The organism is Cyanobium sp. Lug-B, assembly GCF_024345635.1.
In the GTDB taxonomy this organism is placed as follows: domain Bacteria; phylum Cyanobacteriota; class Cyanobacteriia; order PCC-6307; family Cyanobiaceae; genus Cyanobium; species Cyanobium minutissimum.
This window is the reverse complement of the sequence record NZ_JAGQBM010000008.1, coordinates 65,310-78,590: the sequence shown is the minus strand read 5'-3', so window position 1 is coordinate 78,590 and position 13,281 is coordinate 65,310. Positions and strand designations below refer to the sequence as shown.

Annotated in this window: 11 protein-coding genes; 1 reads left to right on the top strand and 10 read right to left on the bottom strand. The window is 69.2% G+C overall.

Translation table 11 applies throughout. The annotated features are described in order from the left end of the window. Window positions 1-1,454: TolC family protein (locus KBY81_RS03590; protein WP_254975631.1), on the top strand; the 1,454-nt coding region annotated here is incomplete at its 5' end. Here the strand turns inward: KBY81_RS03590 and KBY81_RS03585 are convergent. The 10 genes from KBY81_RS03585 to KBY81_RS03540 are packed head-to-tail and all read right to left on the bottom strand — an operon-like array spanning window position 1,415 to window position 13,169. Next, window positions 1,415-1,630 (bottom strand): hypothetical protein, encoded by a 216-nt coding sequence (locus KBY81_RS03585; protein ID WP_106219406.1) that lies wholly within the window; start codon window positions 1,628-1,630, stop codon window positions 1,415-1,417. The genes KBY81_RS03590 and KBY81_RS03585 overlap by 40 nt on opposite strands. Then, the gene (locus tag KBY81_RS03580) at window positions 1,627-2,922 is read right to left on the bottom strand and encodes an NHLP bacteriocin system secretion protein (protein WP_254975630.1); all 1,296 of its coding nucleotides are present in this window, start codon (window positions 2,920-2,922) and stop codon (window positions 1,627-1,629) included. The genes KBY81_RS03585 and KBY81_RS03580 overlap by 4 nt, the downstream gene beginning before the upstream one ends. Before the next feature lie 8 nt (window positions 2,923-2,930). Beyond that, window positions 2,931-4,571: a GMC family oxidoreductase gene (locus KBY81_RS03575; RefSeq protein ID WP_254972239.1), complete on the bottom strand. Its 1,641-nt coding sequence runs from the start codon at window positions 4,569-4,571 to the stop codon at window positions 2,931-2,933. Window positions 4,572-4,581: 10 nt separating this feature from the next. Beyond that, on the bottom strand, window positions 4,582-7,290 hold the full coding sequence (locus tag KBY81_RS03570; RefSeq protein WP_396103652.1) for an MGH1-like glycoside hydrolase domain-containing protein: 2,709 nt from the start codon (window positions 7,288-7,290) through the stop codon (window positions 4,582-4,584). Further along, on the bottom strand, window positions 7,287-8,801 hold the full coding sequence (locus KBY81_RS03565; protein ID WP_254975629.1) for a GMC oxidoreductase: 1,515 nt from the start codon (window positions 8,799-8,801) through the stop codon (window positions 7,287-7,289). Before KBY81_RS03565 ends, KBY81_RS03570 begins: the two co-directional genes overlap by 4 nt. A 3-nt stretch (window positions 8,802-8,804) precedes the next feature. Beyond that, complete coding sequence (locus KBY81_RS03560) at window positions 8,805-9,425, bottom strand: heme-copper oxidase subunit III (protein WP_254975628.1); 621 nt, start codon at window positions 9,423-9,425, stop codon at window positions 8,805-8,807. Beyond that, window positions 9,422-11,092 (bottom strand): cbb3-type cytochrome c oxidase subunit I, encoded by a 1,671-nt coding sequence (locus tag KBY81_RS03555; RefSeq protein WP_254972242.1) that lies wholly within the window; start codon window positions 11,090-11,092, stop codon window positions 9,422-9,424. Before KBY81_RS03555 ends, KBY81_RS03560 begins: the two co-directional genes overlap by 4 nt. Before the next feature lie 4 nt (window positions 11,093-11,096). Continuing rightward, a complete protein-coding gene (locus KBY81_RS03550; RefSeq protein WP_254975627.1) occupies window positions 11,097-12,035 on the bottom strand; it encodes a cytochrome c oxidase subunit II in 939 nt (312 codons plus the stop codon). 13 nt (window positions 12,036-12,048) lie between these two features. Further along, window positions 12,049-12,672, bottom strand: a complete 624-nt coding sequence (locus KBY81_RS03545) for a DUF2231 domain-containing protein (protein WP_106219399.1) — start codon at window positions 12,670-12,672, stop codon at window positions 12,049-12,051. Continuing rightward, on the bottom strand, window positions 12,672-13,169 hold the full coding sequence (locus KBY81_RS03540; protein ID WP_015110318.1) for a DUF2231 domain-containing protein: 498 nt from the start codon (window positions 13,167-13,169) through the stop codon (window positions 12,672-12,674). Before KBY81_RS03540 ends, KBY81_RS03545 begins: the two co-directional genes overlap by 1 nt. Between the last annotated feature and the right edge of the window lie 112 nt (window positions 13,170-13,281).

Here is a 13,281-nt window from a genome sequence, read left to right as displayed (position 1 = left end):
CCCTGCTGGCCCCACTGCTGCCAGCCCCGGCGGCGAACGCCCTGCCCGAGGTGCCCGAGGCGGTGCGGATCGCGCGGCGCCAGCGGCTCAGCCTGGCCGAGGCCCTGGCGGTGGCGGTGCGCAACGATCCCGATCTGGCCGCCGCCGGGCTCGGCGTGCGCGAGCAGCAGGACCTGGCCGGTTCGGCCCGGGGGCGCCGCTGGCCAGAGCTGGGCCTGAACCTGGCGGGTGGTTTCAGTCAGCAGCGTTCCTACAACCAGGTCTGGACCGACAACGCCGGCATCTATCCGTCGGGCTCCCCGTTTCTGGTCCGCAACCAGGGCTGGAATGTGGTGCAGTCCAATGTTGGTGCGGCCGCCGCCCGGGTGGAGCTGGCCTGGGAGCTGCTCAGCCCGTATCGCGCCGCCGCCATCGCCGAGGCCGACGACAGCCTCAGGGCCTCCCGCCAGCGCTACGCCGATCGGCTGCGCCAGCTGCAGCTGGATGTGAGCATCGCCTACTACGGCCTGCAGCTTGCCGACCAGCTGCTGCGGATCCGCCGGGCCGTCGTCGAGAGCGACACGGTGGTGCGCGACCAGGTGGCGGCCCTCCAGCAGGCGGGCCTGGTGCCGCGGCTGGACCGGCTCCGGGCCGAGGCCGCCCTGCAACAGAGCCACTACCGCTTCGAGCAGGCGGAGGCCCTGCAGCTGAGTCGCCAGCGCCAGCTCAGCAACCTGATCAACGTGCCCTTCGACGTCAGCCTGCGGGCCAGCGATGCGGTGCGGCTGCAGCCCCCCTGGCCCCTCGATCTGGAGCAGACGATCGTGCGCGGCTGGCAGGACAACCCCCAGCTGCGGGCCCTGCAGGCCGCCCGCGACGCCCTGCTGCGCCAGGCCGACCGCCGCGCCGCCGAGCTGCTGCCCAGCCTGCGGCTGGTGGCCACCGGTGGTTACGGCCAGGGGCTGATCACCCAGCCCGTGATCCGGCTGGAGGGCTGCTGCAGCTCCGCCCTCATCCCCCAGCTGCTCAACCAGCGCTCCGACTGGGCGGCGGGCCTGCAGCTGCACTGGCGCTTCTTCGACGGCGGCGTCACCGCCGGCGCCGTGGCCGCCAGCCGCAGCGCCGCCGCCCGCACCGACCAGCAGCTGGCCCGGGAGCGCAACGCCATCCGCCAGCGCCTCGAGGCCGCCTTCTACGACCATCGGGCCGCCCTGCGCCAGATCGTGGCGGCCCGCGCCTCCTACAGCGCCTCCCGCGAGGCCTTCCGCGACGTGCGGGCCCGCTACCAGCTGGGGCTGGCCGACTACAGCGATGTGGCCGACACCGTCGCCACCCTCACCGGGGCGATGGAGGGGGTGGCCGAATCCACCACCCTGGCCAATGTCAGCTACGCCCAGCTGCTGCGCGAACTGCTCCCGGTGCCGGACCGGCCCGATCAGCCGGTGGCGCTGCCGCTGGTGCTGGGCGGTTCCTGAGCGTCGCTCTGGCGTTGCTGCAGCCGCTGCCAGCGGCGCTGGCGCCAGGCGAACGAGCGCCACAGCAGCACCACCAGCAGGGCGGCGAACCAGAACCACACCTCCGGGGCATTGGCGTGCAGCAGCACCACCAGCAGGGCCGCCTCCACCACCAGCCAGGGAAGTTCGCGGGTCATGGAAGGGCGTCCCGCTGGCGCAGGGGCGGCTGGTCCTGGCGCTCCTGCTGGCGCAGGGTGCGGTAGCTGCCGGTGAGGTCGCGCAGCAGCGGCAGCAGGTAGCTGACCGGCGGGCGCCATTCCACGTAGCCGTGGGCCTTGAGCGTCAGCCCCTCGCGGATCGGAAAGACGCTGCTGCCGCGGCTGAGGGTCCAGCGATAGCCGTCGAGGCCGGAGCCGCCGGCGGCGGGCAGCAGGGCGATCTCGGTGCGCATCACCGGCCCGTTGCGCACCAGGGCCTCCGCCAGCTGGGGGTTGCCCAGGGTGGTGTTGATGTCCTCGCGGGTGGCGGGCAGCAGGTTGATGCGGCGGACGCGGCCGCGGATGCCGCCGAAGCGGCCCCGCTCGTTCCAGTCCGGTACCACCTCCATGGCCAGGCCGGGTTGCAGGCGGCGGGCATCGGCCGGGGCGAAGTAGGCCACCGCCTGCAGGGCCTGGCCGCCGCCGTCGGCGTTGCCGCGGTCGGCCCGGGGACTCCCCAGGGTGCCGAGGCGCTGCCCGGGCTTCACCGTCTGGCCCCGCACCACCTGCAGATCCAGAAGCCGCCCGTCCCGGGTGGCGGTGAGGGTGCCGTCGTAGGTCAGGCGGGTCTGGGTGACCCGGACGGCGCGGCGGGCGTCCTCGATGGCGAAGCGCCGCCGCTGGGCTTCGGTGTCGATGGCGAGCCGGACCTTCTCCCAGGCGTCGATGGCCTCCCGCTGCCGGATGCCCAGCTCGGCGACGCTGTTGTCGAGCTGGATGGCCCGGTCCTCGCTGGCCACCACCTCCGCGGCCAGGGGCGCCACCACCTCGCGGCGGGCCAGATGGCGGAAATCGGCCACCTTCTGGTCATAGACGCGACGCAGGGCGTCCAGGCGCTCGCGGTTGCCCTCCAGCTTGGCCAGGGCGGTGTCCCGCAGCCGCCGGGCCGAGGCCAGCCGCGCCCGGTCGCGCCGGTCGAGATCGGCGTTGATGCGGATCAGTTCGGCCAGGTCCTTCTCCTGGCGGCGCAACTGCTGCTCCAGGGTGGGCAGGTAGAGGCGCACCAGGGTCTGGCCCCGGCGCACCCGCTGGCCCTCCCGCACCGGCAGGCTGAGGATCTGACCTTCAGCCCGGGAATCGATCACGGTGGCGCCGCCGGGCACGATCACCACCCCCCGGCCGACCACTTCGGTGGGCACCGGCCAGACCAGGAACCACCCGGCCGTCAGGGCCCAGGCGGTGCCCAGGGCCACCAGCACCCGCCGCTCCGACGTTTCCTCCGGCGTGTCCATCGCCACCCTCAGCCCCGCAGCCGTTCCACCAGGTGGGTGCCCACCCGCAGGGCATTGGCGATCGCGGTGAGGGAGGGGTTCACGGCGCCGATCGTCGGCATGAAGCTGGTGTCGACGACGTAGAGGTTGTCGAGCTCGTGGGCCTTGCAGTCGAGGTCGAGCACCGAGGTGGCCGGATCGCTGCCGAAGCGGCAGGTGCCGGCCTGGTGGCCCACGGCGGCGATGCCCATGCTGTTGGCGATATAGAACTGGCGCTCCACCAGGTGCTTGCGCAGGTAGAGGCGATCCAGCAGCCCCTCGAGGCGGCTCACCAGGCGCGCCGAGGCGGTGAGGTTGTTGGGGGTGTAGCTCAGCTGGATCTGGCCGCTGCCGGTCACGGTCACGCGGTTGTTCGGATCGGGGAGATCCTCGCTGGAGATCCAGAAGTCGAGCGCATGTTCGGCGATCTTGTCCATGCTCCAGCCGGGCATCATGAACGTTTCCAGGGGCGCGTAGCCCTTCATGATCGTGCCGTTGGTCTTGCCCGTCATCTGGATGTTCCCCATGGGGTAGTCGAAGTCGGCATCCCCGAGATACCAGTCGTTGATCGACACCGTTTTCTGGAAGATGGTGCGGTTCGGCTCATGGGCCAAGGCCACCATCGCCTTGCTGTTGTGGAACATGTAGTGGCGCCCCACCTGGTCGGAGCCGTTGGCCAGGCCCCGGGGGTGGCGGTCGTTGGCCGACAGCAGCAGCAGCCGGGCGCTGTTGGCGGCGCCGCAGCTCACCACCACCACATCACCGCTGACGGTCAGCGGTTCGCCGTCCCGCTCCAGCTCCACCCCGGTCACCGTGCGACCAGTGGCATCGGTGCACAGCCGTTTCACCTGGGCCCGCGTCAGCAGGGACACGTTCGGCTGCGCCAGGGCCGGCCGCATGCCCAGCACCTCCGCGTCCGACTTGGCGTGCACCAGGCACGGGAAGCCATCGCAGCAGTTGCACTTGCGGCAACGGCTGAAGGCCATGTGGGCCTCATCGAGCTGGACGCCGCTGGGGGCGTGGAAGGGGTGGAGCCCGGCGGCGCGCAGGTCGTCGACCAGCTGCTGCATGCGCGGCTCGTGGGCCACCGGCGGATGGGGGTAGGGGCCACTGCATGGCGGCTCGGTGGGATCCTCACCGCGCTGGCCGTGCACGTGGTACATCTCCTCGGCCTTCTGGTACCAGGGCTCGAAGTCGGCGTAGCGCAGGGGCCAGGCCGGCGAGGTGCCATCGAAGTGGGCCAGCTCCTCGAAGTCCTGCTGGCGCAGGCGGAAATGGGCGGCGCCGTACATCTTGGTGGCCCCGCCGACGAAGTAATGGCTGCCGGGCTGGAAGGGTTTGCCGTGCTTGTCGAGCCAGGGATCCTTCGACACGTAGCGGTTCTGCTGGAACACCGCTTCGGCGTCCCAGTTCTGGGGCTCCTGGGGCAGCCAGTCGCCCCGCTCCAGCACCAGCACCTTCAGGCCCGTGGGGGCCAGGTGGCGGGCCAGGGTGCCGCCGCCGGCGCCGCTGCCGATGATCACCACGTCGAAGTGGGCGCCGTGGCTCACCTGCAGCTGCTCGGCCTGGGGCAGGGGCGAGGTGTACGGGCTCGGACCGGCGACCGGTGCGCTGGAGGACGGGGTGCGCATGGTGGGGGGATCAGCCTTCGGGATAGCGGTGGAGCTGGTTGAGCATCTTGCAGACCATGGCGCTCCATCCGGTCTGGTGGGAGGCACCCACTCCGCTGCCATTGTCGCCGTGGAAGTATTCGTTGAACAGGATCAGATCGCGCCAGTGGGGATCGGTCTGGAACAGCTCCACATCTCCCAGGAAGGGACGACGGCCACGGCCGTCGCGGCGGAACAGCCCCACCAGCCGCTTCTCCAGCTCCAGGGAGGCCTCCCAGAGGGTGATCCAGTGCCCTGAACGGGTGGGGAACTCCACCTTGAAGCTGTCGTCGTAGAAATGGGCGAACTTCTGCAGCGATTCGATCAGGAGGAAGTTCATCGGCATCCACACCGGCCCGCGCCAGTTGGAATTGCCCCCGAACATCGCCACCGGGCTGTCGGCCGGGCTGTAGGCGAGGGTCTGGCTCTCGCTGCCTTCGGTGTAGGTGTAGGGGTGCTGTTCGTACACCTTGGAAAGGGAACGGATGCCATGGGGGGAGAGGAACTCCTCCTCATCGAAGAGCCGCTCGCAGATGCGCTGCAGCCGCTCCCTGGGCACCAGGGTGAACAGCACCCGGTCGTTGTTCCAGATCGCCAGGTTTTCCACCACCCAGGAGGGCGTGGTGCGCTCGTGGGTGAACCAGGCCAGGGCGTTGGTGACATCGAGCATCGGCAACCGTGCCACCGTGTCAATGTCGAAGCTCTGCACCGCCAGCAGGGGAACCAGGCCCGAGATGGAGCGGGTGCGCAGGTAGTCGACGCTGCCGTCGGGACGCTTGATGACATCGTAGTAGAAGCCGTCCTCCTCATCCCAGTTGAGGTAATTGCGGCCGGCGGGATTGTTGAGGGCGATCGCCAGCTGCACGAAATCCACCACGAACCGCTCGCAGATGTCGGCGTACTCCGGCTCCTCGCGGCTCAGCTCCACGGCGATCTGCAGCAGGTTGAGGCTGAGCGAGGCCATCCAGGCCGTGCCGTCGCACTGCTCGATGATGCTGCCGTCGGCGAGGGGGAAGCGCCGATCGAACACGGCGATGTTGTCGAGCCCCAGGAATCCCCCTTCGAACACGTTGTCGCCGGAGCGGTCATTGCGGTTGGCCCACCAGCCGTACTCCAGGATCAGCTTGCGCAGGGCGGCGCGCAGGAAGGCCAGATCGGCGGCATCGCTGTTCTTGCGATCGATCTGATAGATGCGCATCGCCGCCCAGGCCCCGATCGGGGGATTGGGGTCCGAAAGGGCCCACTCATAGGCGGGGGTCTGGGCGTTGGGGGCGGTGTACTGGGGCTTGCGCAGCAGCATGCACTGCTCCTTGGCCGTCGCCGGATCGAAGACGGCGAAGGCCACGGCGTGGAACATCAGATCCCACTGGCAGAAGTAGGGGTACTCCCAGCAGTCCGGCATCGAGATTACGTCGTGGGCGTGCAGCCGCTGCCAGTAGGCGTTCGGGCCGCGGCGGCGCTCCGGGGGCGGCGGGGCACCGGTGGGGTCGCCTTCGAGCCAGCGCATCACGCTCCAGCCGTAGTACTTCTTGCACCACAGCAGTCCGGCGGTGCCCGCCAGGTGGATGCGGCGGTCGTCCTCGGACAGCCCCGGCACCCGATGGTCGAAGTACTCCAGCCATTCCCGCTCCCGTTCGCTGAAGATCGCCTCGAACGTCTCCCCGAGCTCGGCCGGGCCCGGCGCGGGGCCGTCGAGCCGATGCAGGCGCAGCTCCACCAGCCACTCCTCGCCGGCGGCCAGGGTGCGCTGCAGCACACGCCCCGCCTTGCTGCCCACCAGGGCCGGGTTCACCGCGCCGGTCTCCCCGTCGACCACATGGCGATGGAAGCCGTCCTTCTGGAAGGGTGTGGCGTTGGGCTGGCCCCAGAGTCGCTCGCTGTTGGTCTCGTTGTCGGTGAAGATCCAGGTGCCGGGCTCCCGGCAGTCGAGCTGGTACACCCCCAGGTGGGGGAGCGCCTCGGTGACGATCGAAGGACCGCCGGCGCCCGTGAGCGGGCGGATCCGGTGCTCGACCTCATCGGGATAGCCCCAGCGCCAGGTGTTGCGCAGCCACAGACTGGGCAGCAGGGTGAGCGGGGCAGGATCGGGGCCGCGGTTGGTGGCGCGGATGCGGATCAGCAGGTCTTCCGGGCCGGCCTTGGCGTACTCGATGAGGACATCGAAGTAGCGGCTCTCGTCGAAGAGGCCCGTGTCGACCAGTTCGTACTCGGGCTGGTCGCGGCCGCGCCGGCCGTTCTCCGCCAGCAGATCGGCGTAGGGGAACTCCCGCTGCGGGTACTTGTACAGCCCCCGCATGAAGCTGTGGGTGGGGGTGTTGGCGAGATGGAAGAAGTAGTCCTTGAGGTCCTCGCCGTGGTTGCCTTCGGGATTGCCGAGGCCGAAGGGCCGTTCCTTGAGGATCGGATCCACACCGTTCCAGAGGGCCAGCGAGAAGCACAGGCGGCACTGGTCGTCGCAGAGGCCCAGCAGGCCGTCCTCGCCCCAGCGGTAGACGCGGGAACGGGCGTGGTCGTGGGGGAAGGAGCGCCAGGCGTCCCCGTCGGCGGAGTAGTCCTCGCGCACGGTGCCCCACTGCCGCTCGCTGAGGTAGCTGCCCCACAGGCTCCAGGGGGCGAGGCCGTGGTCGCGCTCGGCCATGCGCCGGGTCTCCGACGGGGTGATGGCGTCGATCGCGGCGGGGCTGGGGACGCTGGCCGTCACAGGCAGGCCTTCAGGGCGGCGCCGATGCGCAGGGCATTGGCGATCACGGTGAGCCCCACCCCCACCGACGGACAGGAGGGCAGCACGCTGGCGTCGACGATCCAGAGGTTGGCCAGCTCGTGGCTGCGGCCGTCGAGGTTCACCACCGAGGTGGCCGGATCCGAGCCCATGCGGCAGGTGCCGCAGGCGCCGCCGATCACCGGCAGGGGGGCTTCGCCGCGGGGATGGGTGGGGGCGGCCTTGGCCACCAGGGTCAGGGGGTCGGCCTCCACGGCCTTGAGGCAGTCGATCCAGCGGTAGACGAGCCGGTCGTGGGCCTCCCGGTTGTTGGCCGTGTAATGCACCTGCAGGTTCTGACCCCGCAGGGCGACCCGGTTGTGGGGATCGGGCCGCACGGCGCTCATCGCCCACCAGGTGATCGAGCGGGCGGCCAGCTGCTCGAGGCCGAAGTCCGGCAGCAGGCGGGTCACCAGGGAGAGCACCGGCGGTGACTCGGCAAACAGGGCGTCCTGGAGCACCCCACCGCCGCTCTGGATCGAACCGAGCGGGAAGTCGACGTTCTTGTCACCCCAGTAGAAGTCGGTGATGCCATGGCCGCGGGCGTAGCGGCCCGAGTTGGGGGCGGCCGCCAGCTGCAGGATCGAGGTGAGCTGGGGCTTCATCAGGTTGCGGCCCACCTGGTCGGAGCCGTTGGCCAGGCCGCGGGGGTGGTGGTCGGTGGCGGAACGCAGCAGGATCTCCGGTGTGCCGATGGCCCCGGCGGCCAGCACCACCTGGTGGCTGCGGAACAGCCAGCGCTGGTGGTCGATCTCCACCTCGACGCCCCGCACCTCCTGGCCCGAGGGGTTGACGTGCAGCTGCAGCACCCGGGCGTTCTCCCTCACCGTCACGGTGCTGGAGCCGCGCGCCGGATCCACGCCGAACAGCTCGGCATCGCCGGTGGGATCGACCGCCGACTCGGACCAGCTCAGGGGCAGGTCGTAGGGATGGAGCCCCTGGCGCTCGAAGGCGGCGCGCAGTTCCACCAGGAACGGCTCCACCGGCCGCGGCTCGGCCGGATAGGGACCCTCCCGCCCGGGGGCGGTGGGGTCGGCACCGGCCACGCCATGGACCCGATAGAGGGCTTCGGCCCGCTCGTACCAGGGGGCCAGGTCGGCATAGCGCAGCTGCCAGTCCGGGGACGGACCCTCCTGGAGCGCCACGCCGGTGAACTCCGGCTCCCGCATGCGCTCGAGCACGCCCCCCCAGATCTTGGTGTTGCCGCCGATGGCATGCACCATCTGGGGGGAGAACGGGTCACCGTCGGTGCCGAACCACTTCTCGTCGGGGTGGTAGCGCGGCTTGCGGAACAGCCCCACCTCGGCAACGTTCTGATCCGCCTGGGGCATCACCCCACCACGCTCCAGCAGCAGCACCGTGTGGCCCCCGTTGGCGAGGGCGGCGGCCAGGGTGCCACCACCGGCGCCACTGCCGATCAGGATCACGTCGTAGTGGGTGTCGTCGATTATCATGGTTCAGGCTCTCCAGACGTAGAGCAGCACGAACAGGATGATCCAGATCACATCCACGAAGTGCCAGAACAGGGACGTGGCGATGACGCCTTCTTCGCCCCGGTCGTAATTGCCGGGGACGAAGGATTTGGCCAGCATCAGGCCCATCAGCAGGATGCCGGTGAGCACATGCAGGCCATGGAAGCCGGTGAGCAGATAGAAGGTGCCGCCGAAGGTGCCGGAGGTGAAGCCGAAGCTGAGGCCGCGCCACTCCACCGCCTGGCCGTAGAGGAAATAGGCCCCCATGGCCATGGTCAGCAGCCAGAAGCCCCGGAACAGCCAGATCTTCCCCTTGCCCTTGAAATGCTCGGCCACCACCATCGTGAAGGAGCTGCTGACCAGTACCACCGTGTTGATCAGCGGCAGGCGCCATTCCAGGCCCTCCACACCGGCGGGCAGCCAGTCGATGGCGGAGAGCCGCAGCAGGGCGTAGCCGCTGAAGAACGCCAGGAAGATGACGCTCTCCGAGCACAGGAAGATGATGAACCCCGTGAGGTTGTGGTTGCCGTGCTGGCCTGCGCCGTGGCCGTGGGTCTCGGCGTGGGGCGCTGCCGTGTCGCCGGGGGTGACGGGGGTGCTGCTCATCGGTTGGCGTCCTGAAGGGTGAGGGTGCGCTCGATCTCGGTTTGGTGCTCCACCAGCGGTTCGCCGGTCCCGTAGCCGTAGGGGCGGCTGATCACGGTGGGCACGTGCTCACCGAAGTTGTCCTCCGCCGGCGGTGAGGGCAGCAGCCACTCCAGGCCAATGGCGTTCCAGGGGTTGTGCGGCGCCCTGGGGCCCCGGGCCCAGGAGCTGATCATGTTGAGCAGGAAGGGGATGATCGACACCCCCAGCAGGAAGGCCCCCAGGCTGGCCAGCACGTTCCAGAAGGCGAACTCCGGGTCGTAGGAGGAGACCCGCCGGGGCATGCCCATCAGGCCGAGCGGGTGCATGGGCAGGAAGTTGAGGTTGGCGCCGATGAAGGTGAGCACGAAATGCAGCTTGCCGAGGCCCTCGTAGGGCATGCGGCCCGTGAACTTGGGGAACCAGTGGTAGATGGCGGCGAACACACCCATCACGGCGGCGCCATAGATCACGTAGTGGAAGTGACCCACCACGAAGTAGGTGTTGCTGACGTGAATGTCGATCGGCACGGTGGCCAGCATGATGCCGGTGATGCCGGCGAACACGAAGTTGAACAGGCCGCCCAGGCAGAACAGCATCGGGGTGGTGAGCCGGATCTTGCCTCGCCACAGCGTTCCCAGCCAGGCGAACACCTTCACACCGGTGGGCACGGCGATCAGCATCGTGGTGACCATGAACAGGTTGCGCATCCACTGGGTGACGCCGCTGGGGAACATGTGGTGCACCCAGACGATCAGCCCCAGGCCGACGATGATGAAGGAGGCCAGGCACACATAGACGTAGCCGAACAGGGGCTTGCGCGAATAGACAGGGAACAGCTCCGAGAAGATGCCGAACACCGGCAGGATGATCACGTACACCGCCGGGTGGGAATAGAACCAGAAGAAGTGCTGATACAGCACCGGGTCGCCGCCCCCTTCCGGCCGGTAGAACGAGGTGCCGACGCTCAGATCCATCAGCAGCATCACGGCGCCGCCGGTGAGGGCGGGCAGGCCGATCAGCTGCAGGGTCTGGGCGGCGAGGGCCGTCCAGCAGAACACCGGCATGCGGAAGAAGCCCATGCCCGGCGCCCGCATCCGCAGGATCGTGGTGACGAAGTTCACCGCCCCCATGATCGAGGAGACGCCGGAGAGGGCCACGGCCAGCACCCAGAGGAACTCGCCGTTGATCAGGTGGCCGAGGGGGTTCTGGAGACTCACCGGCGGATAGGACCACCAGCCGGAGGTGGCGGGACCGCTGGGCACGAAGAAGCTGGCGATCAGCAGGATGCCGAACACCGGCACCAGCCAGAAGGCGGCGGTGTTGAGCCGCGGGAAAGCCATGTCGGGGGCGCCGATCATGGTGGGAATCAACAGGTTGTTGAGCCCGTTGAGCACCGGAAAGATGAACAGGAACAGCATGATCGTTCCGTGCATCGTGTAGAGGCCGTTGTACACGGTGCGATCCACCAGGTCGGCCTCGGGCGTGATCAGCTCCCCCCGCATGATCATGGCCAGCAGGCCACCCACGAGGAAGAAGAAGAAGGCCACCACGATGTACTGGATGCCGATCACCTTGGCATCGGTGCTGAAGCCGAAGTAACGCCGCCAGGAGGCGGGCGGTTCGGGGGAGAGGGCGGTGCTGGTCATGGCCTCAGGCGTCGTGGGGAAGGGAACGGGAACCGGGGGTGTTCACCTGGGGCGGCGGGGCCGGCACCACCGTGGGCCAGCCGCTGCGGGGCTGGCCCTGGCGTGCGGCGTACTCGTCGGCGGCGACGCTGAGGCCGGCCTGCAGGGGGGCCGCGGCGGCCTGCTTCAGCCAGGCGGTGTGGTCGTCGGCCGTCTCGACCACCACATCGGCCTGGTTGGCGGCGAACCAGGTGCCGCTGAACTGGGAATCCCGCAGGCGGTAGCGCCCGATGCGGGTGGGGGTGAGGCTGAAATCGATCGCCCGGCCCGGGATCACGTCCTGCTTGAGCCGGAAGGCCGGGATGAAGAAGCCGTGCAGCACGTCCTCCGAGACCAGCCGGAAGGTGACCGGCCGATCCAGCTGCAGGTGCAGCTCGGTGCTGGAGACGTTCTCGGCGTGGTAGCGGAACTCCCAGGACCATTGCCGGGCGATCACCTCCACCTCCTCCGCCGGTCCCTGGCCTTTCGGGGCGCCCATCGCCATGGGCAGGGGTTCGCTCAGATGGACGTGCTCCATCGGGCCCAGCACCCCGAGCTCGGTGTTGACCCGGATGGCATACCAGGCGATGGCCATCACCAGCACCAGCGGGATGGCGGTCCAGATCACCTCGAGGCGGGTGTTGCCCTCGATCGGCTCGGCATCGCTCTCGTCGTACTTCTCGGCCCGGTGCACGAGCATCACCCAGGCCATCACCGAGATCACCCCCAGGAACACGAAGGTGCCGACGCCGGTCTCGAAGCTGAACAGACCGTCCACCAGCGGGGCGGCATTGGAGGCCTGCACCGGCAGCCAGCGCAGGGACTGCCCCGCCACCCAGAGGCTGATCAGCAGCAGCAGGCCGACCCAGAGGGCCAGGGCGATGAGGGCGATGGGGCCGGGGCGACGCGGGGGGGCGGAGGTCATGGGAAGGGGGCCCTCAAGGAAGGGCGTCGCGGAGGTCGGCGCCGTTGGCCAGGAGCTGGTCGGCGGTGATGTGGACGCCGAACTCGGCCGCCAGTTCGGCCCCGAGGGTGCCGTGCAGGCCGATCACCAGGAACAGGGCCAGGCCCACCAGCAGGTAGAGCCACTGCACCTGCCGGCCCATGTCCCGGCGCCAGAGGAAGCGCTGATAGCCGCGCCAGACGGTCATGGCGATGATCGCCAGCAGGATCGCCACCCCGCCGACGCCGTGCCAGAGCATGGTTTCCATGCTCTGGAGGCCGATGCTGCTGGTGACGCCCGGCAGGGGCACCGCCAGCAGCATCTCGAAGAAGCCCGCCGCCACGGTGAAGAAGCTGACGATGGCGCAGGCCAGCAGGTTGTACCAGCCCACGTCGTGGAAGCCGGCCCGGGTGATCGGCAGGGCCAGGAAGCGGAACACCCGCTTCTCGATCGGGTAGAGGGCGCCGACGATGTCGAAGGCGATGGCGATCACGAACAGGCCGATCGTGAAGTGGACCAGATTCGGATGGATCGGCAGGCTGTAGGGCAGGTCGTTGGGCCCCAGCCAGTCGCCCAGCTGCTGGATCGGCGCCTCGGCCGGGAGCACGGAGAGGGCCATCAGATCAGCCCGGCCCGTCCGGCGGCCACCACCGGCACGGTGTGCAGGCCGTACACCCAGATCAGCTGGTTGCCCAGGGTGACCTGCACCACCACCAGGGCGGCCAGCACCCCGCCGGCGGCCAGGAAGGGCAGCGGCAGGGTCTCAGGGTCGCGGTTGCGCAGCACGTAACGCCAGCCGGTGAGCACCGAGAGGATGCCGGCCAACGACCATCCCAGGGTGCTGTGCAGGTTGAGGATCGCCCGGGACGCGCCATAGGGATCGGCCAGCCCCGCCTCCACCTGGCCGAAGATGATCGCCACGAAGATCGCCCCGGTGGCGAACAGCAGATTCCAGAAGCTGACTTCAAACAGATTCGGCCGTCGCAGCACGACACCGATCAGATCGAAGACCACGCTGATCACCGCCATGGCGATGACGAAGTGGACCACGATCGGATGGAGGGTGTCCATCCAGGGCAGGTTGTGGTCATTGAGGGCTGGCAGCAGTTGCTGCATGGGCACCGGCCACGCTGTGCCCCTTCACCATGGCCAGGCTCCGGCGGCTGGCCTGGGTCTGTGAGCTTTTATTGCAGGATTGTGGCGATATGCCGACGTGGCCGGGAGCTCG

What these genes read in the sequence shown, in the direction of transcription:
- KBY81_RS03580 (WP_254975630.1), bottom strand. Translation starts at nt 2,922, where the DNA reads ATGGACACGCCGGAGGAAACGTCGGAGCGGCGGGTGCTGGTGGCCCTG.
- KBY81_RS03540 (WP_015110318.1), bottom strand. Translation starts at nt 13,169, where the DNA reads ATGCAGCAACTGCTGCCAGCCCTCAATGACCACAACCTGCCCTGGATG.
- KBY81_RS03565 (WP_254975629.1), bottom strand. Translation starts at nt 8,801, where the DNA reads ATGATAATCGACGACACCCACTACGACGTGATCCTGATCGGCAGTGGC.
- KBY81_RS03585 (WP_106219406.1), bottom strand. Translation starts at nt 1,630, where the DNA reads ATGACCCGCGAACTTCCCTGGCTGGTGGTGGAGGCGGCCCTGCTGGTG.
- KBY81_RS03555 (WP_254972242.1), bottom strand. Translation starts at nt 11,092, where the DNA reads ATGACCAGCACCGCCCTCTCCCCCGAACCGCCCGCCTCCTGGCGGCGT.
- KBY81_RS03560 (WP_254975628.1), bottom strand. Translation starts at nt 9,425, where the DNA reads ATGAGCAGCACCCCCGTCACCCCCGGCGACACGGCAGCGCCCCACGCC.
- KBY81_RS03550 (WP_254975627.1), bottom strand. Translation starts at nt 12,035, where the DNA reads ATGACCTCCGCCCCCCCGCGTCGCCCCGGCCCCATCGCCCTCATCGCC.
- KBY81_RS03545 (WP_106219399.1), bottom strand. Translation starts at nt 12,672, where the DNA reads ATGGCCCTCTCCGTGCTCCCGGCCGAGGCGCCGATCCAGCAGCTGGGC.
- KBY81_RS03575 (WP_254972239.1), bottom strand. Translation starts at nt 4,571, where the DNA reads ATGCGCACCCCGTCCTCCAGCGCACCGGTCGCCGGTCCGAGCCCGTAC.